This is a genomic window from Harryflintia acetispora (assembly GCA_004340125.1).
GTDB lineage: Bacteria > Bacillota > Clostridia > Oscillospirales > Ruminococcaceae > Harryflintia > Harryflintia acetispora.
The window spans coordinates 71,930-94,529 of sequence record SLUK01000013.1 but is presented as its reverse complement, the minus strand read 5'-3'; the positions used below and the strand labels follow the sequence as shown (position 1 = coordinate 94,529).

The window sequence follows — 22,600 nt, the reverse complement described above, 5'->3', positions numbered from 1 at the left end:
AGACCCCTAACGAAAAATGGGAGCTGAACCAATGATGAAAACATTACTTGGCGGCAAAGACGCCGCTTACTTTGAACAGCGCACCGCCCTGCTCACCGCGACCGAGATCGCCCAGCAGCCTGAGCTCTGGAACGAGCTTGCCGACATGCTGCAGGAGCGCGCGGGGGAGATTTCCTCCTTCCTCGGGCAGGTGCTGGCGGTGCCGGGGCTGCGGATCGTCTTCACCGGGGCCGGGAGCTCGGCCTTCATCGGGGAGATGGCGGCGGCGCTCGTGGGCCGTGAGAAGGGGCTCCGCGCCGAATGCGTACATACCACCGACGTCGTCTCGTCGCCCGAAAGCTGCCTCTTTGACGTGCCGACCCTGCTCGTGTCCTTCGCGCGCTCGGGCGACAGCCCCGAGAGCGTGGGCACCATCGAGTACGCCCGCAAAAAGATTCACAACCTCTACAATTTGGTAATCACCTGCGGCAAGGGCAGCCACCTGGACCGGTGCGCCACCACCCTGCCCGACACCCTCTCGCTGCTGATGCCCGCGCGCTCCTGCGACCAGGGCTTTGCGATGACCAGCTCGGTGAGCTGCATGCTGCTCGCCGCCTGGGCCGCCTTCCACTACCAGGAGCTGGACAAAGCGGTCGGGGACATCCGCGCGCTGAGCGCCAAAATGGCTTTGCAGCTCGATTCCATCGCCCTGGCCGCCGAAGAGCTGGCAAAGGCCAGTTACGACAGGCTGATCTTCCTCGGGAGCGGGGCGATGAAGGGCCTCGCGCACGAGGGCGCGATCAAGTCGCTCGAGCTCAGCCACGGGCAGGTCAACACCAACTATGATTCCGCCACCGGCTTCCGGCATGGCCCAAAGACGGTGCTTTGCGACAGCGCCGTGACGGTGCACTTCCTCTCGAGCGACCCGTTCTCCCGCCGGTATGACGAGGACCTCTGCCGCGAGCTGATCGCCGAGCGCAAGGGGAACAAGGTGGTCCTGGTGGGGGAGAAGGGTACGAGCGGGATCGAGAGCGCCGATATGAAGGTTTGCTACGAGCTGCCGCAGATGGCGCTTCCCAAGGAGGCCGGGGCACTGGTCGCTTCCCTGCTCTTCGCGCAGTGCCTGGGGCTGCAAAAATCCCTCGCTCTCGGGATCACCACCGACAACCCCTGCCCGCAGGGGGACGTCAACCGGGTGGTCAAGGGCGTGACGGTATACGATCTGTAAGCGGATTCGATTGGAGATCCTTGTGTCCTCCTTCGGCCATGGCCATGGAGATGAAAAGGGGGTGAGGCGGTATGTCGGTTGACCTTACGGGTCACGCCCTGGCGCGCCAGGTGCCGGTGGCCCTGTACTACCAGGTGCGGGAAGACCTGCTGCACAAGATACAAAGCGGGCAGTGGGGACCGGACTTCAAAATGCCTCCCGAACGGGAGCTGTGCGAAACCTACGGCGTGAGCCGGATCACGGTGCGCAAGGCGCTGGACGATCTGCAAAACGAGGGCTACCTCTACCGGGTGCAGGGCAAGGGGACCTTTGTGCGGCGCGCGACGATGGAAAAGAAGCTCTCCAAGTTCTATTCCTTTGGCGACGAGCTGCGCCGGCGGGGGATGAACGAGGTGGCCAAACTTTTGTCCTTTTCGGCGCTGACGCCGGAGGAGGCAGTGCGCCACAGGCTCGAGCTGCGCGCGGGAGAGCAGGTCTTCTGTATCCGCCGCCAGCGGCTGATGGACGAGGTCTGCTACGCGATCGAGGTCTCATACATCCCCCGTTCGCTCACCCCGGCGCTCACCGCCGAGATGGTGAAAACCAACGGGCTCTACAGCTCCCTGCGCCTGCTGGGGGTCTACCCCGACCGGGCGGTGGAGCAGTTTCGGGCCGCGGCGCTCACCGCGCCCGAGGGGCGGCTGATGGGCCTGCCGGCCGGGCGGCCGGCGATCAACCTGCAGCGCCAGACCTGGGCCGGGGCCCAGCTGATCGAATATTGCAACAGCGTGGTGCGGGACGATTTCTTCACCTACGCGGTCGAACTCAAATAACTTTTATGAGGGAGTGAAACTCTGTGAGTGAAGCGAAATTATTGGCAAAAGAACCTACCGCGTCAAAGTCTCCCGCGTCAAAGGGGCAGAGACGCAAGGTGCCCTTTAAGGAGCTGATCCATCAGCGCCAATTCAAGCGCCGTGCGTTTGTGGCGAGCATCCTGATCCCGCTGCTGGTCTGGTTCTTTATCTTCATGTTCCTGCCCATCGTGATGGTGGTGATCTACAGCTTTACCAACGCACATATGGCCTATCCGGACTACAAGTTCGTAGGGCTGCACCAGTACATCAAGATGTTTACCGCCGACCCGATTTTACCCATCGCGCTGCGCAACACCGTAATGGCGGTGCTCTACATCGTACCCACCACTGTGATCCTTTCGGTGCTGCTGGCCAACGGTCTCAACGCCATGACCTCGAAGTGGCAGAAATTTTACACCTTTGTGTACTTCCTGCCCTCCGTCCTCTCGGCGGTTGCCATTTCGCTGGTCTGGAAATGGCTGTACCATCAGAACTACGGCCTGATTAACGCCATGCTCGGCGCATTGGGGCTGCCCGCGCAGGGCTTCATCAACTCGGCCTCGCAGGCGCTGATCTGCTACGCCGTCATCCAGATCTGGTCGATCTTCGGTTACTATGCCGTCATCCTGCTCGCCGCCATCCAGGGGATCGACCCCTCGCTCTATGAGGCGGCGGACATCGACGGGGCCAATGGGATGGAAAAATTCTTTAAGATCACCGTGCCGCTGATCAAGCAGAACATCCTGTTCGTTTGCATCATGGCGACCATCAACGGCTTCATGATCTTTACCCCGATCCAGGTGCTCACCGAAGGGAAGGGGACCCCCGGAACCTCGACAATGGTGCTCATGATGCACATTATGAAGAGGGGCATCAACAACAGCGACATCGGCTACGCCTCGGCGATGAGCCTGCTGCTGATGTCGATCATCCTGGTGGTCAGCGTCATCCAGTCGCTGCTGACCCGGGAACGCAAGCCCAAGAAGAGAAGCTAGGAGAGGAGGGGAATTGCAATGAAAGAAAAGAATCTTTCCGAGAAAAAGAAGCATGGCGCCGGCTATTATGTCGCGCTGGTGGTGATGCTCGTCGGCACCCTGACGGTGTTGGTGCCCATCTACTGGATGGTCGTCTCTTCCCTTAAGAGCCAGACCGAGCTCATGCAGATGCCCCCGACCTTCTGGCCGCAGAAGATGGAATTTTCCAACTACGCCAGGGTCTTCGAGCAGATGCCCTTTGGAAGGTATTATTTCAACAGCGTCGTCACCGCGCTGCTCAACACGGTGATGGGTGTTTTCACAAGTGCTTTGAGCGGCTATGTCTTCGCCAAATACCAGTTCAAGGGGAGGGAGCTCCTCTTCTGGCTGCTGATGGCCTGCATGATGATCCCCTACGACACCCTGATGATCCCGCTCTACCGGATCATGGTGGGCTTCGGCTGGACCAACACCTACCTGGTGCTGACCGTGCCGTACTTCGTCAACATCTTCGGCATGTTCCTCATGCGCCAGTTCATGCAGGATATCCCGACCGATTATATCGAGGCCGCCGAGATCGACGGCTGCTCGCAGTACCGCACCTTCTTCTCGGTCATCTTCCCGATGGTGCGTCCGGCTGCCGCGGCGCTGTGCATCTTCCTGTTCATGGCCTCGTATAACTCCTTCCTCTGGCCGCTGATCTCGGTCAACAGCCGCGACCTGTTCACCCTCCCGGTGGGCATGTCGGCGCTCAACTCGGACCGCGGCAGCCAGATGGATCTGATGATGGCCTGCGCCACCATGGTGGTGGCCCCGGTCTGCGTGATCTTCGCCCTGGCGCAAAAGAACTTTGTGGCGGGACTCACCATGGGCGGCGTGAAAGGGTAAACCCTTTCACACGCCGCCCATCCCCTAGTGAGCTATCACGGGGGACACAGCCCCCCGGACGGCTCCGAAGGAGACGTTTCCCCCGTAGGGAGCGGACATGTCCGCGTTTTGCCCCTTCGGGCAAAACATCTCAATAAGGTGCCGCTTCGCGGCAAATTAAAATGTATTCATACCCGTGGGGCGGTATCGCTTCATGAGGGAAGAATAAAAAGTCAGTAAAAATTGACAATGGAGGTTATTTTATGATGAAGCGAGTATTTGCCCTGATTCTGGCGGGCGCGCTGAGCGTGTCCCTGTTCGCAGGGTGCGGCGGCAACAAGGAGCCCGCGGCCGAGGGCTCAACCCCCGCCGCGAGCGGCGAGGCCAGCGAGGGCGGCGAAGGTGCCGCGCCTGCGGGCGAGATCGTGTTCTGGACCCAGGACACCGCGCCCTGGAAGGGCTGGTTCGATCCGGCGATCGAGGCGTTCCAGCAGCAGAACCCCGACATTAAGGTGAAGGTGGAGTACTTCCCGCAGTTCGCCGACAAGCTCACCCAGGCCTATGCCGCCGGCCAGCAGCCGGACGTCGCCCAGACCTGGCAGGGGATCACCCACTGGGCCAAGGCCGGCAAGCTCGATCCGGTGCCGGACAGCGTTTATTCCAAGGAAGATATGCAGGCGAAGTTCTATGAGGGCGCGCTCAAGAACAAGGAGTTTGAAGGCCAGTATTACTGCATCCCGGCCGAGATCAACGTCGAGAGCCCGGGCCTGCTCGTCAACATGGACCTGCTCGAGAAGATGGGCAAGACCCTGCCCGACGGCTGGGTCGAGAACAACGGCCCCAAGAGCTGGGATGAGCTGCTTTCCTTCGCCAAGGAGCTGACCGTCAAGAGCGGCGACACCATCACCCAGTCGGGCCTGGCCTACGCCTACGCCCAGTGGGAAGCGATGTTCGTCTCCCTGATCTGGCAGAACGGCGGCGACTACCGCGATGAGGCCAACAGCGTGGTGCACTTCAACACCCCCGAGGCCAAAAAGGCCGCTGAGTTCATGCTCAAGTACGCCAACCCCGCCGACCCGGACGTGATCTGCGACATCGGCGCGAGCCGGTATGAGCTCTTCATCCAGGGCACCGCGGCCATGGTCATGGGCGCCCCCTGGTACGCTGGGAGCCTCGCGACCGACGCGCCGGACATGAACTACCAGTACTTCAACATGCCCGCCATGGTCGAGGGCAGCGATCCGTACTGCATGGCCACCGGCGGCTGGGGCTACATCGTCTCGGCCGAGAGCAAGAACAAGCCCGCCGCCTGGGAGTTCGTCAAGCAGATGACCACCCCTGAGCAGATCGGTTCCTGGGCCCTGGGCGTCGGTTCGCTGGCCGCCCACAAGGAGGCCAATGCTGATCTCGAATACGACCCGAACGTCGGCTCGGTTGAGAAGGCGCTGGCGGTCTCCAAGGACATCCTCCAGTACGGCAACGAGGACGGCGCCTATACCCTCGACTCCTCGCAACTGATCTACACCATCGTGCGTCAGCAGCTGCAGCAGATGGTTGAGACCGGCGACATTGACACCGCGCTTGCCACCATGGAGATGGAAGGCAACGACATGATCGAAACCAACCTCAACCGCTAAACCGCACAAACGAAAAGAGAGCCCCGGCAAAGGATCAATCCCTTTGCCGGGGCTCTTTCTATCCGCTATTTTATAAAGTAATTGGAAGCGCGCATCGAGACAAACTCGTCGTCTATTCCGACGATGATGTGGTCGTACAGGTCGATCCCGATCCTCGCGAGCGTTTCGCGCAGCCGGCTGGTCGTTTCACGGTCGGCCACGGAAGGGATGGCTAAGCCCCTGGGGTGGTTGTGCGCGATCGTGACGATCGACGCGCCCAGGCGCACGGCGAGCTGGGCGATCTTGGCCATGGGGAAATTGATCATCGAGGGGACGCCCTCCGAGATGACGCGGCAGTCGATCATCTGGTACTTGAGGTCGAGGAAGAGGCAGATCAGCGTTTCATCGCTGCGCCCCTGAAGCTGCTGCTTGAGGTATTCGCCCATCTCCTCGCTGTTTTTGAAGACCCGGTCCTGGCGGCGGCAGCCCTCGCCGTAGAGGCGCAGGCAATCCGGCAGGCAGCTCAGAAAGAGCGCGGCGTTGTCGGTCATGCCTTGCACCGTGCGCAGCTGCTCATAGCCCGCATCGAGCACGCCGCTAAACGAGCCGAATTCGCCGATCAGCCGGTGGGCAAGCTCGTTGGTGTCCCGCTGCGGAATGAGCGGGAAGAGCAGGTATTCCAGCACATTGTGCTCGGGCAGCCCGTCGAGCCCGCGCGCCTTGATTTGACTGCGCAGGCGCTCGCGGTGCCCCTTATGAGGATTGTTGGAGGCCATCTATTTCGTCAGGGAGCGGCTGCCGGGCTTGACGGCCTCGAGCTTGCCCTCACGACAGAGCGGGCAGTCCTGCGGCTCCCAGGCGTTGACCTCAAAGGAGACGACCGATTTGAAGGGATAGCCGAAATCGGCCTTACCGCCGGTGCGGTCCACGATCGAACCGATCCCGACCACCACACCGCCGGCCTGCTCGCAAAGCTCGACGACCTCCTTGACGCTGCCGCCGGTGGTGACCACATCCTCGACCAGCAGGCAGCGCATCCCCGGCTTGACCTCGAACCCGCGGCGCAGGGCCATCTTACCCTCGACGCGCTCGGTGAAGAAGTTTTCGCACCCCAGCGAGCGGCTGACCTCATAGGCCATCTGTACCGCACCCATCGCCGGGCCGATCACCACGTCCACCCGATCATCCGCGAACTGCTCGGCCAGGCTGCGGCAGAGCTCCTCACTGTAGCGGGTGTTGCGGAAAATTTTGGCGCACTGCAGGTACTTGTCCGAATGCTTGCCCGAGGTGAGGATGAAATGCCCCTCGAGCAGGACGCCGGCCTCCTTGAGGATTTCGATGACGCGCTCTCTGCTGATCATAAATCAACGCTCCTGTCTCATTATCAAATTTCTGTTCCCATTATAGCAAAACGCGGCGCAAAAAGGAATCTTTTTTCGGTTTGTGGCCGAAAAATTTGTATTTTTGCAAAGTCGGTTAAAGGACTACCGAAATAGAAAAGGCAGGGCGGGTTTCCCGTCCTGCCTTTTTTCAGTTCAGTACCCGGTGCGAGCCCAAAGCGGCCTCATTTCACGCACGGAAATGCATGTGGGCTGCCGCTTTCAGGAGAGCTGGTCATACAGCTCCTCGTACCGGCGCGCCGAGGTGTTCCAGGAGAAGTCCGTCTCCATCCCGCGGCGGACCATCGCGTCCCAAGCGCGGCGGTCGTCGTAGAAGACCATCTCGCCAAAGTAGATGGTGCTGAGCATGTCGTCGGCGTTGTAATCCCTAAAAGAGAAGCCGGTGCCAGTCCCCTCGTACCGGTTATACGGGCGTACGGTGTCCTTGAGCCCGCCGGTCTCCCGCACGATGGGCAGGCTGCCGTAGCGCAGGGCGATCAGCTGGGTCAGGCCGCAGGGCTCGAAGAGCGAGGGCATCAAAATTGCGTCCGACGCGGCGTAGAGCCGGTGCGCGCGGGTGTCGTCGAACATGATCGAGGCGGACACCTTGTCCTTGCGGGTCCACTCGAAGTGGCGCAGCATGCTCTCATATTTCGCGTCCCCGGTGCCGATCACCGCCAGCTGCACCCGGCTGAGCAGCAGCCGCTCGATCACATAGGCCAAGAGGTCCAGCCCCTTCTGGTCGGTCAGGCGGGTGATCATCCCGATCATCATCGCGTCCGGGTCCTGCGGCAGGCCCAGCTCCTGCTGTAAGCGGCGCTTGTTCTGGGCCTTGCCGGAGCGGAAATTGTCCTTGCTGTAGGTGGCATAGAGCTTCTGGTCGGTCTCGGGGTTATAGATTCCATAGTCGATCCCGTTGAGGATCCCCCAAAGGTCACCGCTCTTAGAGCGCAGCAGCCCGTCGAGCTTCTCGCCGTAGTAGGGCATTTTGATCTCCTCGGCATAGGTCGGGCTGACGGTGGTGATCCGGTCGGCATAGACGAGGCCGCCTTTGAGCATGTTCGCGTCCTTATGGAATTCCATCCGCCCGGGGGTGAAGACCCGCTCGGGCAGGCCGGTGATTTTTTGGAAGGTGGGGATGTCCCAGACCCCCTGGAACTTGAGGTTGTGGATGGTCACCACGGTGCGGATCCCCCGGTAGAAGGGGTTGTCCAAAAACATTTCATGCAAAAAGACCGGGACCATGGAGGCCTGCCAGTCATGGCAGTGGATCACATCCGGCCGAAAGCCCACGGAGGGCAGGATGGACAGGGCCGCCTTGCAGAAATAGCAGAACTTTTCAATGTCCCACCGCAGGTCGCCATAGGGGGTGGGGCCGCTGAAATAATGCTGGTTGTCGATCAGGTAATAGGTCACACCATCCCGCACCGTCTGCATAATCCCGACATACTGCTCGCCGAGAGATCCCAGGTTCATCTGGAAGCTGCCGGCATATTGCAGGCTGTCGCGCAGCGGGGCGGGGATACAGGCATAGTCGGGAAGGACGACCCGCACGTCGAACCGGCTCTTGTCCAGCGCCCCCGGCAGGGCGCCCACCACATCGGCCAGGCCCCCGGTTTTGATGAAAGGCACGCATTCGCTCGCCACGAACAAAATTTTCTTCATTTTCGTTCCTCCCTCCTTGCCCTCTCACGGATATGGCTTGTCTTTGTCTCTAGTATACAACAAAAAGCAGATTCTGGAAAGGGCTATCCTCATTCTATGCCGCTTAACAGGAAAAAATGCCCGGTTTTGATTGTAAAATGCTGTCGGATGGGGTAAAATAAAAGAATCCAAAGGCTTCGCTTTTTTACCGGGAAAGGGGGATCGGCTTGGAACAGCAGAAGAAACGCTACAAGTACCGGCGCACCATCATGCTGCTCTGCCGCCTTTTGCTGCTGCTGGCGGTCACGGGGCTGTTCGTGCTCATCTGGGACGTCAGCTACACGCAGACGCGCTTTTACTACAAGGGGAACTTTGTGGTGATTTTGATTTACTGCCTGGTCTACTTCGCCTTCAATTCGATGTACGGCGGCTTCAAGACCGGCAGCGCCCGCTACGGCGAGGTGCTCTATTCCAACGGCCTGGCGCTGGTTTTCGTCAACGTGGTCACCTACCTGCAGCTCTCGCTGGTCGGGCGGCGGATGCTCGAGGCGGCGCCCATGGTGGTGCTCTGGCTGCTGCAATTTTTCACCACCACCGTCATCACCTATTTTTCCAATTTTGTCTACTTTAAAATCTACCCGGTGCGCGACGTGCTGATCATCTGCCGGGACATTGAGCGCGCCGAGCGCCTCACGGCGAGGGTGAAGAGCATACGCGAGCGGTATAAGCTCCAGCGGATCATGACCCAGGAAAAGGACCCCGGGGAGATCAAGCGGGCGATCCTGCGGGTCAACACGGTGATGATCTCGGACATCGACCTCAACCTGCGCAACGAGATCGTGGACTTCTGCTACGAGCAGGGGGTGCGCGTCTATATCGTGCCGAACGTCGAGGACATCATCATCAGCACCGCCCAATCCACCCATATTTTCGACTCCCCGGTGCTGCTGTGCAAGAACTACCAGCTGACCACCGAGCAGCGCCTCCTAAAGCGCGGGGTGGATATCCTGGTGTCGGCCTTTGGGCTGATCCTCGCCTCGCCCTTCATGCTGGCGGTGGCGCTCGCCATCAAGCTCTACGACGGCGGGCCGGTGCTCTACCGCCAGCGGCGGCTGACCGACCACGACCGGGTGTTCGAGCTCTACAAATTCCGCAGCATGCGCGTGGACGCCGAGCGCGACGGGGTGGCCAGGCTGGCGCAGAAAAATGATGAGCGGATCACCCCGGTGGGGAAGGTGATCCGCGCGACCCGGCTCGACGAGCTGCCCCAGCTGATCAACATCCTGCGCGGGGACATGTCGGTGGTCGGCCCGCGGCCCGAGCGCCCCGAGCTGGTGGAGGAGAACATCAAACAGTTCCCAGAATTCAAGTACCGCACCAAGGTCAAGGCCGGCCTGACCGGCTACGCCCAGGTGTACGGAAAATACAACACCACCCCCGAGGACAAGCTGCTCATGGACCTGCTCTATATCGAGCGTTATTCGCTGCTTATGGACTTTAAGCTGATGTTCCTCACCTTCAAGATCCTGTTTTTAAAGGACAGCACCGAAGGGGTGGACGCGCCCGAACAAAATCATCGCTAAGGAGTATTCGCACTTTGGAAACCATTTGGAACCTGATGAAAAAGTACAGGGAGATCCTGCTCTACCTGGTCTTCGGCGTGCTGACCACGCTGTGCAACATCGTCTCCTATTTCGCTTTAAACGACCTGCTGCACATCCATTACCTGGTGGCGAACGCCCTGGCCTGGGTGCTTTCGGTGCTCTTCGCTTACCTGACCAACCGCACCTGGGTCTTCGAGAGCAAGTCACAAGGGTTTTCCGCCATTGCGCGGGAGATGGGCCTCTTCTTCGGCTGCCGGCTGCTCAGCGGGGTGTTCGACATGGCCTTCATGTTCGTGGCGGTCGACCTGCTGGCGCAGAACGACATGATCGCCAAGATCGCCTCCAATGTGGTGGTGATCGTGCTCAACTATCTCTTCAGCAAGCTGATTATCTTTAAAAAGAAGTGAGGCGGCAAGAATGGACAAGATCAAGCTGGCCCTGGTCCAGCACCGGGTGGGCGGCACCGACCGGCGGCAAAACACCGAAGAGGCGCTGCATTTCTTACGCGTGGCAAAGGAGCAGGGGGCCGACCTCGTGCTGTTCCCCGAGTGCTTTTTGACCGGCTACCAGCCGCCAGAAATCCTTACGAGCCTGCTGCCGCTTTCGCAGATCGGAGACCATCCGGACTTTAAGGATTTTTGTGAAAACGCCCTGACCCCCGGGAGCGAACCGCTGCGGCGCGTCTGCCAGGAGGCGAAGGCGCTCTCAATCGGCGCGGTGATCACCGGCTTCAGCAGGGGGGAGCGCTACCCGCGCAACACCGCCTTTCTGATCGGGAAGGACGGGGAGATCGCGCTCACCTACAGCAAGGTACATACCTGTGACTTCGACTGGGAACGGTACCTGGAGAGCGGGGAGGGCTTCTACGTCGCCGACTTTTGCGGGGTGAAGATCGGGCTGATGATCTGCTATGACCGCGAGTACCCCGAGAGTGCGAGAGAGCTCATGCTCGCGGGGGCCGAGCTGATTTTGGTGCCCAACGACTGTTCCGAAATGGCCCCGAGGCTGCGGGAGCTTTCGGTGCGCGCGATTGAGAATATGGTCGGGGTGGCGATGGCCAATCCTCCGGGCAAGCGCTTCGGACGCTCCTGCGCCTTCAGCCCGGCGGCCTTCGATGAGGAGGGGCAGGTGGTGGACAACACGCTGCTGCTTGCTCCCGAGGAGGAGGACGGGGTATTCTGCGTCACCTTCGACCTCGACTTTATCCGGGAATACCGTCGGCGGGAGGACCTGGGCAAATACCGCAAGGTATCCGCTTACCGGCATTTGACGAAAAAAGAGTAGCGGAAAGGTTTACGATGAAAGAAAACAAATATGACGACCCGATATTTTTCCAGAAATACAGCCAGATGAGCCGCTCGCAGCAGGGGCTCTCGGGCGCGGGCGAGTGGCAGCAGCTGCGGCAGCTGCTGCCCAATTTCGCGGGCAAGCGGGTGCTGGACCTCGGCTGCGGCTACGGCTGGCACTGCATCTATGCCGCCGAGGGGGGCGCTCGCTCGGTGCTGGGCACCGACATCTCGCAGAGGATGCTCGAGGTGGCCAAGGAGAAGACGGCGGCGCCGCAGGTGGCGTACCGCCTTGCCGCGATGGAGGACCTCGACTTCCCCGCAGGGAGCTTCGACATAGTGTTAAGCTCTTTGGCTTTACACTATGTGCGCGACTTCGGCACGCTGGCGGCAAAGATCGCCGGCTGGCTGAGCGTTGGCGGGGACTTCGTCTTTTCGGTGGAGCACCCCGTCTTTACCGCCGAGGGCAGCCAGGACTGGTACTATGATGGGGAAGGGAAAATCCTGCACTTCCCGGTGGACAACTACTACTACGAGGGGGAGCGGGATGCGCGCTTCCTCGGCGAGCATGTGGTGAAGTACCACCGCACCCTGACCACCTATCTCGACACCCTGCTGCAAAACGGGCTTTCCCTGCGCCGGATCGTGGAGCCGCAGCCCCCGCGGGAAATGCGCTCCCTGCCGGGGATGGCGGACGAGATGCGCCGCCCGATGATGCTGCTGGTGGCGGCCGTCAAAAACTAAAAGGGGGGAGCGGCCATGCCGAAGGAGAATGTGCAGGAGACCCTGCACGCCAAGGGGCTGGACATCCGCATCTACACTTCCGATTTCCAAAACGAATACCTTTCCCTGACCGACATCGCGCGCTACCGCAGCGACGAGCCGAACGACGTGATCAAAAACTGGATGCGCAGCCGGGATACGCTGGAATTTCTCGGCCTGTGGGAGAGCCTGCACAACCCCGGGTTTAAACCCGTCGAATTCGACGGGTTTAGGAAGCAGGCCGGGCTGCACGCGTTCACCATGTCGCCCAGCAAGTGGATTGCCGGGGTGGGCGCCGCCGGGATGACGGTCAAGGCCGGGCGGTACGGCGGTACATACGCGCACTCGGACATCGCGTTCGAGTTCGCATCCTGGGTCTCGGCCGAGTTCAAGCTCTATATCATCAAGGACTACAAGCGCCTCAAGAGCGACGAAAACAGCCGCCTGTCGCTGGAGTGGAACCTCAACCGGGAGATTTCCAAGCTCAACTACCGCATCCATACCGACGCGATCCGCCAAAATCTGCTGCCTCCGCGCCTGACCCCCGCGCAGGTGTCGATGACCTATGCCAGCGAGGCGGACCTGCTCAACGTGGCCCTGTTCGGGATGACCGCCCGGCAGTGGCGGGAGCAAAATCCCAAAAGGGCGGGCAACCTGCGCGACGATGCGGGGCTGCACCAGCTCCTGGTGCTGGCCAACCTCGAGAGCTACAACGCCATCCTGATCGGGCAGGGCAAGAGCCAGTCCGAGCGGCTGGTGCTGCTGCATGAGCTGGCGCTGGGCCAGCTGCGCACGCTGGAGGGGATGCGCCCCGGCGCGCTGCCCGGGTCCGGCGGCGGGGAGAGCGAAAAGAATTGACGTGAATTTCAGGTTTTAAAGCGATGGGAAAAACGAAGGCACGCACTTTAAAAAGTGCGTGCCTTTGCCAATTTACAGCTTATTCCCGCGGCGTGCGCTTGGCCTTGCCGGTGACCGACTCGATCTCGATTTTGCAGATCCCGGTGCGATGCAGCGAGCGCGCGACCTCCCGCTCGAAATTGTGCATATTCGAGGCGGCATACTTCTGGCAGATGGCCCGCAGCACCTCGACCTTCTGCGCTTCGTCCTCCACCATCGAAGCGCGCCCGGTGACGACCGCCGACTCGAACAGGGTGGAGAATTCCTCCGGCAGCAGCCGGGTTTTGCCCACGCAGCAGAGCGAGACGCGCGGGTCCCGCGCAATGTTATCGAGCTTTTGCCCCTGCTTGGCGCAATGGAAGTAGACCGCCCCTTGTAGCAGGACGGGGGAGACGGGCACAGAGTAGGGCGCGCCGTCGGCGCCGACGGTACAAAGGGAGGCGTATTCGCACTCCTGCAGGATTTTTTGCGCCTCGTCCTCCGGCAGCGCACGGTCCCTTCTTCTCATTTGGCATCCCCTCCGGCGTTTTTTCTGATTGTACCGCAGCCGCAGGAAATTTGCAAGCTAGGGCTTGCGGGTGTGCTGGCGGTGGTACTGCACCAGCAGGCGCAGGAAAAATTCCTTGACGAAGGCGCTTTCCTTCTCGACCCCGGCGATGGAGGAGACCTTCTTGATCCGGTAGATCAGGGTGTTTTTGTGGATGTGCAGCTGCCCGGCGGCGGCGGCCAGCCCCTCGCCGGTGCAGTAGAACTCAATGGTGGAGATGATGTCCTCGAACTCGCCGGTAAATTGATGGCGCATGTCGCGGTAGATCGGGCCGATGAGGCGCTCGCACGCCCCGGGGTCCACCTGCCCGAGCAGATATTGCGCCTCCTGCGCGCGGTCGCTCATGTCCCGGTACCCCTGCCCGAGCCGGCTGAGCCAGTTGGCCTCGCGGTAAGACGCGCAAAGCCCCAGATAGTCCTCGCATGCCTCGCCGCGCGCGAGCACCGGCTCGACCATGAAGTGCTCGCGCACCAGGTCATAGAGCTGCCTTGCGATCGTCGGCTCGCCCGGCTCGGGCGGCGGCGCGTAGCGCAGCAGCACAAACCGGTCGCCCTCCACGCCGTAGACGTCACGCTGCGGGTTGATGAAGCCCCGGTCGATCAGCAGCGCGGTGAGCGAGCCGTCTTTAATCATGCTGCGCCCGCCCGAGGAGAGCACGAGCGCGCGCATGGGGAATTGCAGCTGCACCCCAAGCAGGGTGCACAGGCGCTGCAGCTCCTGTCCGGGGCACTCGCCGTAGATCAGCAGCTGCAGCAGCCGCTGGCGGTAGTCCTTATAAAGCTGGGAGCCGGCCAGGGCGCTGCGCTCGAGGTGCTGCGTCAGGCAGAGGCGCAGCAGATTGCCCTGCTCCTCCACCTCGGCGGGCGTGCCGCAGATGCCGACCGCCCCGCGCCAGTCCGGGCCGCTGAGGGGTAGGATGACCCCCTCGCCCGAGCCGGGATACTGCGGCAGGTCGTGCTGCGAGATCCGCACGATCTGGGAGGAGAGGATTGCCACGCGCGCCCCCTCGTGCCGGCGGCCGATCAGCCCCGGGTCGGTCGAGGCGGTGATGATGGCGTCCTGGTCCGCGACGTAGACCGCGCGCCCGCCCACCAGGGGGCGGACCAGTCCGATGAATCGATGGGTGATGCTTTCCATGTTGTCCATAGCGCCGAGCTGTCCTTTCTCATCCTGCGCATCGCAGGGAGTACTTTGTCGAATTGTGTCAATTTTTACATTGTAGTCGTAAGAAACTTAGTATTTTGACAAAATACACGGAAGATTCTTGGATTTCACTCCTTATTTATTATTATAATTACATTCTATCTTTTATTCTACTGTGATTCGATACAAATTTATAGAATTTTATGGGGAAAAGTAAAAAAATTCACATCTGTGGTCATAGCGCGGACACCTATCACCAAAATGAGGGGGAATTTATGACTGATATTAGGGGAAAAGGGCGAACCGGGAGAAAAAACCCTCATACCGGGTAAGAAACCGCGGCCGTCCTTTTTGGGACGGCCGCGGTCGGTTGCGGTTCATTTTCCGGTCAGCCAGAAGCGGCTGCGCCGATAGCTGATCAGCCCCTCCTCCCGCAGGCGGGAGAGGGCGGCCGACATGGCGCTGCGTTCGACGCAGAGGTAGTCGGCCAGCTGCTGCCGGTCAAAGGGGATGGCGAAGGCGTTGCTCCCGGCTGCTGCCGCCTGCTCGTGGAGGAAGGAAAGCAGCTTGTCGCGGGTGGTGCGCCGGCAGAGATGCCCGAGCCTGCGGTTGAGCAGCAGGTTTTTTTGCGCCAGCACCTCCAGCAGGTTTTCCATCAGCTTCTGGTGGCACTTACAGCTCCCCGGGCATCCGCCCACCGTGCGGCCGAGCTCCAGCAGCAGCACTGTGCTGGGAGCCGCCGCCTGCACCGTCACCGGCAGCCGGCCCGCCCCGTCCGGGAGGAGGGCCGGGCTCTCCCCGAAGAGCTCGCCGGGCGAAAGCTGCGCTTGCAAGGTCCGGCTGCCGCCGTACTCCTCCCGCAGGAGCTGCAGCCGCCCCTCGAGCAGCAGCCCGGCGCTGTGCGCCGCCTCGCCCGCCAGGAAGAGCAGCTCGCCCTCACCAAAGCGGCGCACCCGCCCCTGCAGGACCTGCAGCAGGGCGGGGAGCTCTTCGGCCCCGATCCCGCGAAAAAGGGGGGCGTTTAAGATGATTTCCTGGTATTCCAGCATAAGGATGCTCCTCAATTTTTTAGATTTGTTGGAAAAACAACATACATTCCAGCTTTAGTATAGTATGATAGCCGTGGAAAGGCAAGGGAATGGTTTTGTGTATCAGAAAGGAAGGTAATAAAAAATGAAACGGAAGATCATCAAGATAGACGAAGAGCGCTGCAACGGCTGCGGTATCTGCGCCAAGGCCTGCCACGAGGGGGCGATCGGGATGGTGGACGGGAAGGCCAGGCTCCTGCGGGAGGATTACTGCGACGGGCTGGGCGACTGCCTGCCCGCCTGCCCCACCGGAGCGATCAGCTTCGAGGAGCGCGAGGCCCCGGCCTACGATGAAGCGGCCGTGAAAGCCGCACAATCTGCAAAGGCCGGGGCTGCGGCGAACCATGAAAAAGCCGGGACGGACGGGGAGAGGCTTCCCTGCGGCTGCCCGGGCAGTGAAAGCCGGGTCCTGGAGCGGGCGGGGCGCGAAACAGCCCCGGGCGCCGGGAATCCCCCGGCCTTTGGGCCGGGGGGCGATACGCTCAGCGCGCTGCGCCAGTGGCCGGTGCAGCTAAAGCTCGTGCCGGTGCACGCACCCTACTTTGACGGGGCCGACCTGCTGATCGCCGCCGACTGCACCGCCTACGCCTGCGGGGATTTCCACGGCCGGTACATGGACGGGCGGGTGACCTTGATCGGCTGCCCCAAGCTCGACGGGTGCGACTACGCCGAGAAGCTTAGCGAGATCCTCAGCCAAAACGACATCCGCTCCCTGCGGGTGGTGCGCATGGAGGTGCCCTGCTGCGGCGGGATTGAGCATGCGGTGCGCGAGGCGCTGCGGCAAAGCGGGAAGGTCATCCCCTGGCAGGTGGACGTCCTTTCCACCGACGGGCGGGTGCTCAGCCGCTAAAAGTACAAAAAACCGAACGCCCGCCCCCGGCTCTTGCCGGGGGCGGGCGGTTTGTTTGATGGCTACTGGAGCGCTTCGCCGTCCTCGTCGAGGATGACCGGTTCTTCGTCGGACGGTTCCGCGGACTGCTGCGACGCGCTCACGGAGTCCTGGGCGGCGGCCTGCACGGCCTGCTCGTCAGGGGAAGAGCTCTCCGGCGGAGCAGGGCTGGAGGAGCTCTCATCCTGTGAAGAGGTCGCGTCCTCCTCGGAGGACGCGGACTCATTGGAGGACGTTTCCTCTTTGGGGAGCTCGGGCGGGGCGGGGAAGACCAGCTCCCGCCCGGGGTCAAACCCGGCGGCGGTGATCGCCCCCTCGACGGTGTGGGTGCGCAGGAAATGGAACCAGTGCTCGTAATACTGCGAGGTCAGGTGCATGCCGTCGGCGGTCGCGTCGTCGGGGAGGTATCCCTCCTCGTCTGCCAGGGCGGGGTAGATGTCCAGATAAAAGACCGCTTCCTCGCTGGCGAGCTGGCGCAGCGACTCGTTATAATCCTTTATAATTTCGATGGTCAGGCCGTTCCCGTTCTTGCCGTTCTCGTTGGAGGAGAAGGCACGGGAGACCGGGAACATCGACTGCAGGTAGACGACGCTCTGCGGGTGCTCGCTGCGGATCCGGCGCAGCATGTCGCGATAGTGGTGCAGGAAGGTTTCCTTGTCGATCCCAGTGTTGGTCCCCACCCAGTTGGCCCCCAGCTGGATGTAAATCTTTTTGGGGTCGGCCCGCCGCAGCGCCTCGATCATGGTGATCCGCTGCTCCTCGCCCTCGACGGGGACGGCCTCCTTGGTGAGCACGCTGTCCGGGTTGACCCCGGTGGCGGCGATCACCTCGGCATTGGACATGAAGGCGTAAACCGAAATCCCGTTGGTGATCGAATCCCCGAAGAAGGCCGCATCGTCGAAATAGCTCTGCTCGACCTGCACGCTCTCGGGCACCCCAAGGTAGAGGGAAGAGAGGTTGAAGACCGGCTCCTCCTCGGGCTCGGACGAGGACTCCTCGCTGGAGGAGGGCAGGCTTTCGGGCTCCTCGGGCGGCAGGGGGTTCTCTTTTTGAAAGCCGTTTTTGAGCAGGATCAGCCCGGTCGGGATAATGATCGCCAGCAAAATGGCGATCACCGCCACCAAGACGGTGTAATTGCGCCTCGGACGGCGGCTGCGGTCGATTTTAACATTCATCCTCTGTTCCCCTTATTGGAAAGTTTTGATAGTCTGTAAAGTAACGCGACAGGAACTCCACCTGCCCCACCTGGAAGCGCCGCCCGGACAGCGCGTGCAGCGCGCTGTGCTGCGGCAGGTCGGGAAAGCGCAGCGAAAACGAGCAGAGCATCTGCCGGCGCTCGCCATAGCGCTCGTTCTGCTTCGCGGTGCCGTATTTGGTGTCCCCCAGCAGCGGGTGGCCGACCGCGGCCAGATGGGCGCGGATCTGATGGGTGCGCCCGGTGTGCAGGGTGACAAGCAGCAGCGAGAGCCCGTCCTTGCAGTCCAGCACCCGGTATTCGGTCAGCGCGGTGCGCGCTCCCTCGCGCGGGGCGGGGGTAATTTTGACGAGGCCCTTCGCCTCGTCCTTGGTGTGGTAGCCGCGCAGCAGGTCGCGCTCCTTCGGCAGCCGCCCGAGCGCGATACACAGATACTGCTTCTCGACCCCGCGGCTGCGCAGCAGCTCGTCCATCTCCCGCAGCGCCGCCGCCGTCTTGGCGGCGATCACCAGTCCCCCGGTATTGCGGTCGATCCGGTTGCAGAGCGCCGGGGTGAAGCTCTGCTCGGCGGCGGGGTCGTATTCGCCCTTCTCGTAGAGGTAGCATAGCATCCGGTTGACGAGCGTGTCCCGCCGCTCGCGCTGGTCCTCGTGGCAGAGGAGCCCCGCGGGCTTGTCGAGCAGCAGGAGGTTCTGGTCCTCGTAGACGATTTCCAGCGCCTTTGGCACCGCGTGGAAGAGCTCCCGCTTTTGCGCCTGGCCGAGGAATTCGTCGTTGACGTAGAGCTGCAGCCGGTCGCCCTCGCAGAGCACCTGGCCGATCGCGGCGCGCTTGCCGCCGACCTTGATCCGTTTGAGGCGGATCGACTTATAGAGAATCGAGGCGGGCAGGTCGGGGAAGGTTTTAAATAAGAACTTGTCCAGCCGCTGCCCGGCGTCGTTTTTCCCAATGGTGACTTCCTTCATCCGCTACTCCTCCACATACAGCCCCTGGAAGGGCTCGTCCGAGCCGTAGGGGATGTAGACGATCTCCTGCCCGCTCCTGGCCTCATCCGAAAAGATGGAGTAATAGGGATAGGTGTTGTGGAACTTGTAGTTGGCCGCCAGCAAAAAGTGCACGAAGCAGAGCACGCACACCCCCGCGAGCACCGAATAGTAGACCTGGCGCTGCTCGCGGCGCTGCCCCCGCTCGTAGGCGGCCTTGGCCTTGTCGCTGCGGAATTTTCCGTCGCTCTTAACCGGTGCGTTTTCGTCCGGGCGCAGGGAGAGGACCATCATGGGCACGGTGAGGATCAGGGCCATCATGAAATAGAGGGCGAACCGCTCGACGATCGAGTGGCGCACGATCAGGGCGGAAAAGAAGATCCCGTAGATCATATAGTCGAGGTAGACGACGTTTCGTTCATCCTTTATAAGCAGCCGTTTCCCGGCCAGCAGCACCCCGGCTGCCAGCAGGATCAAAATGACGATGTAGGAAAACGAGCTCCCCTCGTAAAAGACGGTACCGGCGGTGTAAGTCTTGTTCGTGAAGCGCAGCGCCAGCTCCATCAGGAAATCGGAGAAGAGAAAAATCAGCAGCCCGCCCCCGGCGTATGCGGCGGCGGTATACCGGTTTAAGGGCAGCAGGGTCAAAAAGTAGACCGCGACCAGGATCAGCGCCGTCTTGTGGAAGGAGGCCGCCAGCAGCACAATGAGAAAGTAGGGGAGGGGCCTGCGCTTTTGCAGATAGGGGATGGCCAGCAGGCAGATGGCGGCGGCCAGGGTCTGGCGCATGAGGTTCATCGACGAGGCGAAGTATTGCAGCGTGACGAAGCAGAACATCGACAGCCAGGGCAGTGCCGAATGCCGGTAGACGACATACCCCACGATCCCGATGGTGAGCACGGCGTAGACCGTATAGAGGAAGAACGGCGTGTCACTGATCGCCATCAGCGCCTTGGTCAGAATGGTGAAGCCCGGCTCGGCCGGGGAGGACAAAAGCTCCCCCCAAGGCAGCGCCCGGATCTGGGGAAAGAGGTATTTGATGTAGTTTGGGTAATCAAACCCGATTCCGTAGCGCAGCGACGCCACGGCGATCAGCGCCAGCGTCACGGTCCCTACATAGAGCGCGCGCTTTGCGCGGCCCTGGCCGTCCCGGCCGATCCAAAGCCCCAGCCCGACGATCAGCAGCAGGAGAAGATAATATACCGTCAATGTGCACCCACCTTGTCTGTGTCCTTTTTAATCTTCATTTAAAAAGGTCTCGATGATGTATTTCGGTCGCGCCTTGGCCTCGGCGTAGATCTTGCCGACGTATTCCCCGATCACCCCGAGGCTGAGCAGCTGGATCCCGCCGAGCATCCAGATCGAGAAGATCAAAAAGGTCCAGCCCTCCACGGTGTTGCCGGTGGCCCAGCGGATCAGCGCATAGAGAAGGATCAGGAAGCTGAAGAGGAAGATCAGCACACCCAGGGTGGTGATCAGCCGGATCGGCTTGATCGAAAACGAGGTGATCCCGTCGAAGGCGAAGGAAAGCATCTTTTTGAGTGGATACTTCGATTCGCCCGCGAAGCGCTCGCTGCGCTCGTAGGTGGCGACGGCGCTCTTGTAGCCCACCAGCGGCACCACCCCGCGCAAAAAGAGGTTGACCTCGCGGAACTCCCCCAGCCCCTCGACCGCCCGGTGGCTCATCAGCCGGCAGTCGGCGTGGTTAAAGACGATGTCCACCCCCATCAGGCGCATAAACTTATAGAACCCCTCGGCGGTGGCGCGCTTGAAGAAGGTGTCCTTCTTGCGGGAGGATCGCACCCCATAGACCACGTCGCAGCCGTTCTGGTAGTATTCGTCGAGGAACTTGTCGATCACGCCGATGTCGTCCTGCAGGTCGGCATCCATCGAGATGGTGAGGTCGGCGTGCTCCTTGGCCGTCAGCAGCCCGGCGAGCAGGGCGTTCTGGTGCCCGCGGTTGCGGGAGAGCTTGATCCCGGAAAAGACGGGGTCGCTCCCATGCAGCCGCTCAATGATCTCCCAGGTACGGTCCTTCGAGCCGTCGTTGACCAGCAAAATCCGGCTATTCTTAGCGATCCGCCCGGCCGCGATCAGGGTATCGTATTTTTGCCGCAGCCGCTTGGCGGTCTCGGGCAGGACCTCCTCCTCGTTGTAGCAAGGGATGACCATATAGAGGCGCTGGCCCTCGGGCCTTGGTTCCTGTGGCATGGGCGGTCTTCCTTTCTCTGTCAGCTTTCCTATTATATTCTGGGAATTCCAGGGCGTTTTATGCCGCCCGCCCCGGGCCAAAAGCGCGGGGCAGTTATAACAAAGTAATGATAGCACAAGTGAAACGCAGTGCTATCATTGGCCAACGCCGTAGGCGGGCCATTAAACTCTATAATAACCGCCATGCGGTTATTATAGCATAGGGGAAGGATGCATTCAATGAAGAAGGTGTTAATTTGGTGAAAGCTGCGGGAAGTCCCCTTTGTGCAGCCGCCGATGACAAAAATATTTTCAAAAATTCCCTTGACAAAGATTTCCGCCGGTGGTATTCTATTAATAGAAATTATCAATTAATAAATTTTATCGAAAAAGAGCGCATTTTAAAAAGAGGGCCAATGCCATGCCAAAACGCAACACGCTTCAGCGCCAGATGGTGCTGCAAGCCCTCAATACCCTGCACACCCACGCCACGGCCGAGGAGGTCTATGCCGAGGTCGCAAAGGATTATGAAAACATCAGCCTGGCCACGGTCTACCGCAACTTAAATTCCCTGGCCGAGCAGGGGCTCTGCAAGAAGATTGCCGTGCCCGGCGGGGCCGACCGGTATGACTTTTCGGTCCACCGGCATTACCACATGCTCTGCCGCGGCTGCGGACGGTTCGAGGATTCGCCCCTCCCGTACCAGAGCGGGCTCGCCGAGCGGGCCGGTGAGCTCAGCGGCTACCGGATGGAGGGCTATGACATCGTCTTCACCGGGCTCTGCCCGGACTGCCAGGCACGGCGGGGGGAGACTTACAAAAGGTGATCAAACGTCCAAAGGGTAGGGACGTTCACACAATATATTACATAATGAAGGAGAGACTGAACATGGAATTAAAAGGTTCCAAGACTGAAGCCAATCTGTTGACCGCGTTTGCCGGCGAGAGCCAGGCGAGAAACAAATACACCTACTACGCCTCCAAGGCGAAGAAGGAAGGCTATGAGCAGATTTCCGCCATCTTTGCGGAGACCGCCGCCAACGAGAAGGAGCATGCCGAGCTGTGGTTCAAGGCTCTGCACGGCGACAAGGTTCCCGAGACCCCGCAGAATCTCCTCGACGCCGCCGAGGGTGAAAATTACGAGTGGACTGAGATGTATGCCGAGTTCGCCAAGGTCGCCCGCGAGGAAGGCTTCACGAAGCTCGCCGCCCAGTTCGAAGGCGTCGCCAAGGTGGAGAAGAGCCACGAGGAGCGCTACCGCAAGCTGCTCGAGAACGTCAAGGCCGACAAGGTCTTCAAAAAGGACGAGAAGGTCGTCTGGGTCTGCCGCAACTGCGGCCATATCCACATCGGCGACAGCGCGCCCGAGGTCTGCCCGGTCTGCGCCCATCCGAGGGCTTACTTTGAGCTGCGCTGCGAGAATTATTAATTGACGGTTTGAAAGATTTATCTTTCAAACTGGTTACCTTCCGAAAATAATGTTACAAGCCCTGTATC

23 protein-coding genes are annotated in these 22,600 nt (G+C 60.9%); 13 read left to right on the top strand and 10 right to left on the bottom strand.

The window, feature by feature from the left end; all coding sequences use genetic code 11:
* Nucleotides 1-31: 31 nt before the first annotated feature.
* The 5 genes from EDD78_RS12770 (at nt 32) to EDD78_RS12750 (ending at nt 5,518) form a co-directional block, all read left to right on the top strand.
* On the top strand, nt 32-1,207 hold the full coding sequence (locus tag EDD78_RS12770) for an SIS domain-containing protein (RefSeq protein WP_207668683.1): 1,176 nt from the start codon (nt 32-34) through the stop codon (nt 1,205-1,207).
* A gap of 71 nt (nt 1,208-1,278) precedes the next feature.
* Entirely contained in the window at nt 1,279-2,019 is a 741-nt protein-coding gene (locus tag EDD78_RS12765) for a GntR family transcriptional regulator (RefSeq protein WP_079697870.1), read from the top strand.
* A 98-nt stretch (nt 2,020-2,117) separates the two neighbouring features.
* On the top strand, nt 2,118-3,035 hold the full coding sequence (locus tag EDD78_RS12760; RefSeq protein WP_079697871.1) for a carbohydrate ABC transporter permease: 918 nt from the start codon (nt 2,118-2,120) through the stop codon (nt 3,033-3,035).
* Between the two features lie 18 nt (nt 3,036-3,053).
* Entirely contained in the window at nt 3,054-3,902 is an 849-nt protein-coding gene (locus tag EDD78_RS12755) for a carbohydrate ABC transporter permease (RefSeq protein ID WP_079697872.1), read from the top strand.
* A 242-nt stretch (nt 3,903-4,144) separates the two neighbouring features.
* The gene (locus tag EDD78_RS12750; protein WP_079697873.1) at nt 4,145-5,518 is read left to right on the top strand and encodes an extracellular solute-binding protein; all 1,374 of its coding nucleotides are present in this window, start codon (nt 4,145-4,147) and stop codon (nt 5,516-5,518) included.
* Nucleotides 5,519-5,583: 65 nt separating this feature from the next.
* Here the strand turns inward: EDD78_RS12750 and EDD78_RS12745 are convergent, their stop codons facing one another.
* From EDD78_RS12745 to glgA, 3 genes are all read right to left on the bottom strand, one after another.
* A complete protein-coding gene (locus EDD78_RS12745; protein WP_079697874.1) occupies nt 5,584-6,273 on the bottom strand; it encodes a JAB domain-containing protein in 690 nt (229 codons plus the stop codon).
* Nucleotides 6,274-6,858: an orotate phosphoribosyltransferase gene (gene pyrE / locus EDD78_RS12740; RefSeq protein ID WP_079697875.1), complete on the bottom strand. Its 585-nt coding sequence runs from the start codon at nt 6,856-6,858 to the stop codon at nt 6,274-6,276. It abuts the gene before it with no gap.
* A 240-nt stretch (nt 6,859-7,098) separates the two neighbouring features.
* A complete protein-coding gene (gene glgA / locus EDD78_RS12735) occupies nt 7,099-8,541 on the bottom strand; it encodes a glycogen synthase GlgA (protein WP_132085197.1) in 1,443 nt (480 codons plus the stop codon).
* 206 nt (nt 8,542-8,747) lie between these two features.
* Between glgA and EDD78_RS12730 the strand changes: the two genes are divergently transcribed.
* The 5 genes from EDD78_RS12730 to EDD78_RS12710 are packed head-to-tail and all read left to right on the top strand — an operon-like array spanning nt 8,748 to nt 13,030.
* Complete coding sequence (locus tag EDD78_RS12730; protein WP_132085196.1) at nt 8,748-10,103, top strand: sugar transferase; 1,356 nt, start codon at nt 8,748-8,750, stop codon at nt 10,101-10,103.
* Nucleotides 10,104-10,117: 14 nt separating this feature from the next.
* Complete coding sequence (locus EDD78_RS12725; protein ID WP_341455964.1) at nt 10,118-10,531, top strand: GtrA family protein; 414 nt, start codon at nt 10,118-10,120, stop codon at nt 10,529-10,531.
* 10 nt (nt 10,532-10,541) lie between these two features.
* Nucleotides 10,542-11,408 carry a carbon-nitrogen hydrolase family protein gene (locus tag EDD78_RS12720; RefSeq protein ID WP_132085195.1) on the top strand — a complete coding sequence of 289 codons (867 nt, stop codon included), beginning with the start codon at nt 10,542-10,544 and terminating at the stop codon, nt 11,406-11,408.
* Between the two features lie 14 nt (nt 11,409-11,422).
* Nucleotides 11,423-12,154 carry a class I SAM-dependent methyltransferase gene (locus tag EDD78_RS12715; RefSeq protein ID WP_132085194.1) on the top strand — a complete coding sequence of 244 codons (732 nt, stop codon included), beginning with the start codon at nt 11,423-11,425 and terminating at the stop codon, nt 12,152-12,154.
* Between the two features lie 15 nt (nt 12,155-12,169).
* The gene (locus tag EDD78_RS12710; RefSeq protein ID WP_132085193.1) at nt 12,170-13,030 is read left to right on the top strand and encodes a KilA-N domain-containing protein; all 861 of its coding nucleotides are present in this window, start codon (nt 12,170-12,172) and stop codon (nt 13,028-13,030) included.
* A 79-nt stretch (nt 13,031-13,109) separates the two neighbouring features.
* Here EDD78_RS12710 and EDD78_RS12705 read toward each other — a convergent pair whose 3' ends face one another.
* The 3 genes from EDD78_RS12705 to EDD78_RS12695 all read right to left on the bottom strand — a co-directional run bounded on the left by EDD78_RS12705 (nt 13,110) and on the right by EDD78_RS12695 (nt 15,808).
* A complete protein-coding gene (locus tag EDD78_RS12705; protein ID WP_132085192.1) occupies nt 13,110-13,577 on the bottom strand; it encodes a pyridoxamine 5'-phosphate oxidase family protein in 468 nt (155 codons plus the stop codon).
* A 57-nt stretch (nt 13,578-13,634) separates the two neighbouring features.
* Nucleotides 13,635-14,762, bottom strand: a complete 1,128-nt coding sequence (locus EDD78_RS12700) for a sugar diacid recognition domain-containing protein (RefSeq protein ID WP_132085191.1) — start codon at nt 14,760-14,762, stop codon at nt 13,635-13,637.
* 374 nt (nt 14,763-15,136) lie between these two features.
* Nucleotides 15,137-15,808 (bottom strand): Crp/Fnr family transcriptional regulator, encoded by a 672-nt coding sequence (locus EDD78_RS12695; protein WP_132085190.1) that lies wholly within the window; start codon nt 15,806-15,808, stop codon nt 15,137-15,139.
* A 124-nt stretch (nt 15,809-15,932) separates the two neighbouring features.
* Between EDD78_RS12695 and EDD78_RS12690 the strand changes: the two genes are divergently transcribed.
* Nucleotides 15,933-16,697, top strand: a complete 765-nt coding sequence (locus tag EDD78_RS12690) for an ATP-binding protein (protein ID WP_132085189.1) — start codon at nt 15,933-15,935, stop codon at nt 16,695-16,697.
* 62 nt (nt 16,698-16,759) lie between these two features.
* On the opposite strand, the gene EDD78_RS12685 is transcribed toward EDD78_RS12690, so the two are convergent.
* The 4 genes from EDD78_RS12685 to EDD78_RS12670 are packed head-to-tail and all read right to left on the bottom strand — an operon-like array spanning nt 16,760 to nt 21,125.
* On the bottom strand, nt 16,760-17,911 hold the full coding sequence (locus tag EDD78_RS12685; protein WP_132085188.1) for a GDSL-type esterase/lipase family protein: 1,152 nt from the start codon (nt 17,909-17,911) through the stop codon (nt 16,760-16,762).
* Nucleotides 17,901-18,896 (bottom strand): RluA family pseudouridine synthase, encoded by a 996-nt coding sequence (locus EDD78_RS12680; RefSeq protein WP_132085187.1) that lies wholly within the window; start codon nt 18,894-18,896, stop codon nt 17,901-17,903. The genes EDD78_RS12685 and EDD78_RS12680 overlap by 11 nt, the downstream gene beginning before the upstream one ends.
* A 3-nt stretch (nt 18,897-18,899) precedes the next feature.
* Nucleotides 18,900-20,123, bottom strand: a complete 1,224-nt coding sequence (locus tag EDD78_RS12675) for an EpsG family protein (RefSeq protein ID WP_132085186.1) — start codon at nt 20,121-20,123, stop codon at nt 18,900-18,902.
* Between the two features lie 27 nt (nt 20,124-20,150).
* Complete coding sequence (locus EDD78_RS12670) at nt 20,151-21,125, bottom strand: glycosyltransferase family 2 protein (protein WP_132085185.1); 975 nt, start codon at nt 21,123-21,125, stop codon at nt 20,151-20,153.
* A 400-nt stretch (nt 21,126-21,525) separates the two neighbouring features.
* Between EDD78_RS12670 and EDD78_RS12665 the strand changes: the two genes are divergently transcribed.
* Both EDD78_RS12665 and rbr read left to right on the top strand, forming a co-directional pair.
* Entirely contained in the window at nt 21,526-21,930 is a 405-nt protein-coding gene (locus EDD78_RS12665; RefSeq protein WP_079697889.1) for a Fur family transcriptional regulator, read from the top strand.
* Between the two features lie 62 nt (nt 21,931-21,992).
* Nucleotides 21,993-22,532 (top strand): rubrerythrin, encoded by a 540-nt coding sequence (gene rbr / locus EDD78_RS12660; protein ID WP_132085184.1) that lies wholly within the window; start codon nt 21,993-21,995, stop codon nt 22,530-22,532.
* Nucleotides 22,533-22,600 lie beyond the last annotated feature (68 nt).

Coding starts and splice junctions, on each gene's coding strand:
- EDD78_RS12770 (WP_207668683.1), top strand. CDS start 32: ATGATGAAAACATTACTTGGCGGCAAAGACGCCGCTTACTTTGAACAG.
- EDD78_RS12765 (WP_079697870.1), top strand. CDS start 1,279: ATGTCGGTTGACCTTACGGGTCACGCCCTGGCGCGCCAGGTGCCGGTG.
- EDD78_RS12755 (WP_079697872.1), top strand. CDS start 3,054: ATGAAAGAAAAGAATCTTTCCGAGAAAAAGAAGCATGGCGCCGGCTAT.
- EDD78_RS12750 (WP_079697873.1), top strand. CDS start 4,145: ATGATGAAGCGAGTATTTGCCCTGATTCTGGCGGGCGCGCTGAGCGTG.
- EDD78_RS12745 (WP_079697874.1), bottom strand. CDS start 6,273: ATGGCCTCCAACAATCCTCATAAGGGGCACCGCGAGCGCCTGCGCAGT.
- pyrE (WP_079697875.1), bottom strand. CDS start 6,858: ATGATCAGCAGAGAGCGCGTCATCGAAATCCTCAAGGAGGCCGGCGTC.
- glgA (WP_132085197.1), bottom strand. CDS start 8,541: ATGAAGAAAATTTTGTTCGTGGCGAGCGAATGCGTGCCTTTCATCAAA.
- EDD78_RS12720 (WP_132085195.1), top strand. CDS start 10,542: ATGGACAAGATCAAGCTGGCCCTGGTCCAGCACCGGGTGGGCGGCACC.
- EDD78_RS12715 (WP_132085194.1), top strand. CDS start 11,423: ATGAAAGAAAACAAATATGACGACCCGATATTTTTCCAGAAATACAGC.
- EDD78_RS12710 (WP_132085193.1), top strand. CDS start 12,170: ATGCCGAAGGAGAATGTGCAGGAGACCCTGCACGCCAAGGGGCTGGAC.
- EDD78_RS12705 (WP_132085192.1), bottom strand. CDS start 13,577: ATGAGAAGAAGGGACCGTGCGCTGCCGGAGGACGAGGCGCAAAAAATC.
- EDD78_RS12700 (WP_132085191.1), bottom strand. CDS start 14,762: ATGGACAACATGGAAAGCATCACCCATCGATTCATCGGACTGGTCCGC.
- EDD78_RS12695 (WP_132085190.1), bottom strand. CDS start 15,808: ATGCTGGAATACCAGGAAATCATCTTAAACGCCCCCCTTTTTCGCGGG.
- EDD78_RS12690 (WP_132085189.1), top strand. CDS start 15,933: ATGAAACGGAAGATCATCAAGATAGACGAAGAGCGCTGCAACGGCTGC.
- EDD78_RS12685 (WP_132085188.1), bottom strand. CDS start 17,911: ATGAATGTTAAAATCGACCGCAGCCGCCGTCCGAGGCGCAATTACACC.
- EDD78_RS12680 (WP_132085187.1), bottom strand. CDS start 18,896: ATGAAGGAAGTCACCATTGGGAAAAACGACGCCGGGCAGCGGCTGGAC.
- EDD78_RS12670 (WP_132085185.1), bottom strand. CDS start 21,125: ATGCCACAGGAACCAAGGCCCGAGGGCCAGCGCCTCTATATGGTCATC.
- EDD78_RS12665 (WP_079697889.1), top strand. CDS start 21,526: ATGCCAAAACGCAACACGCTTCAGCGCCAGATGGTGCTGCAAGCCCTC.
- rbr (WP_132085184.1), top strand. CDS start 21,993: ATGGAATTAAAAGGTTCCAAGACTGAAGCCAATCTGTTGACCGCGTTT.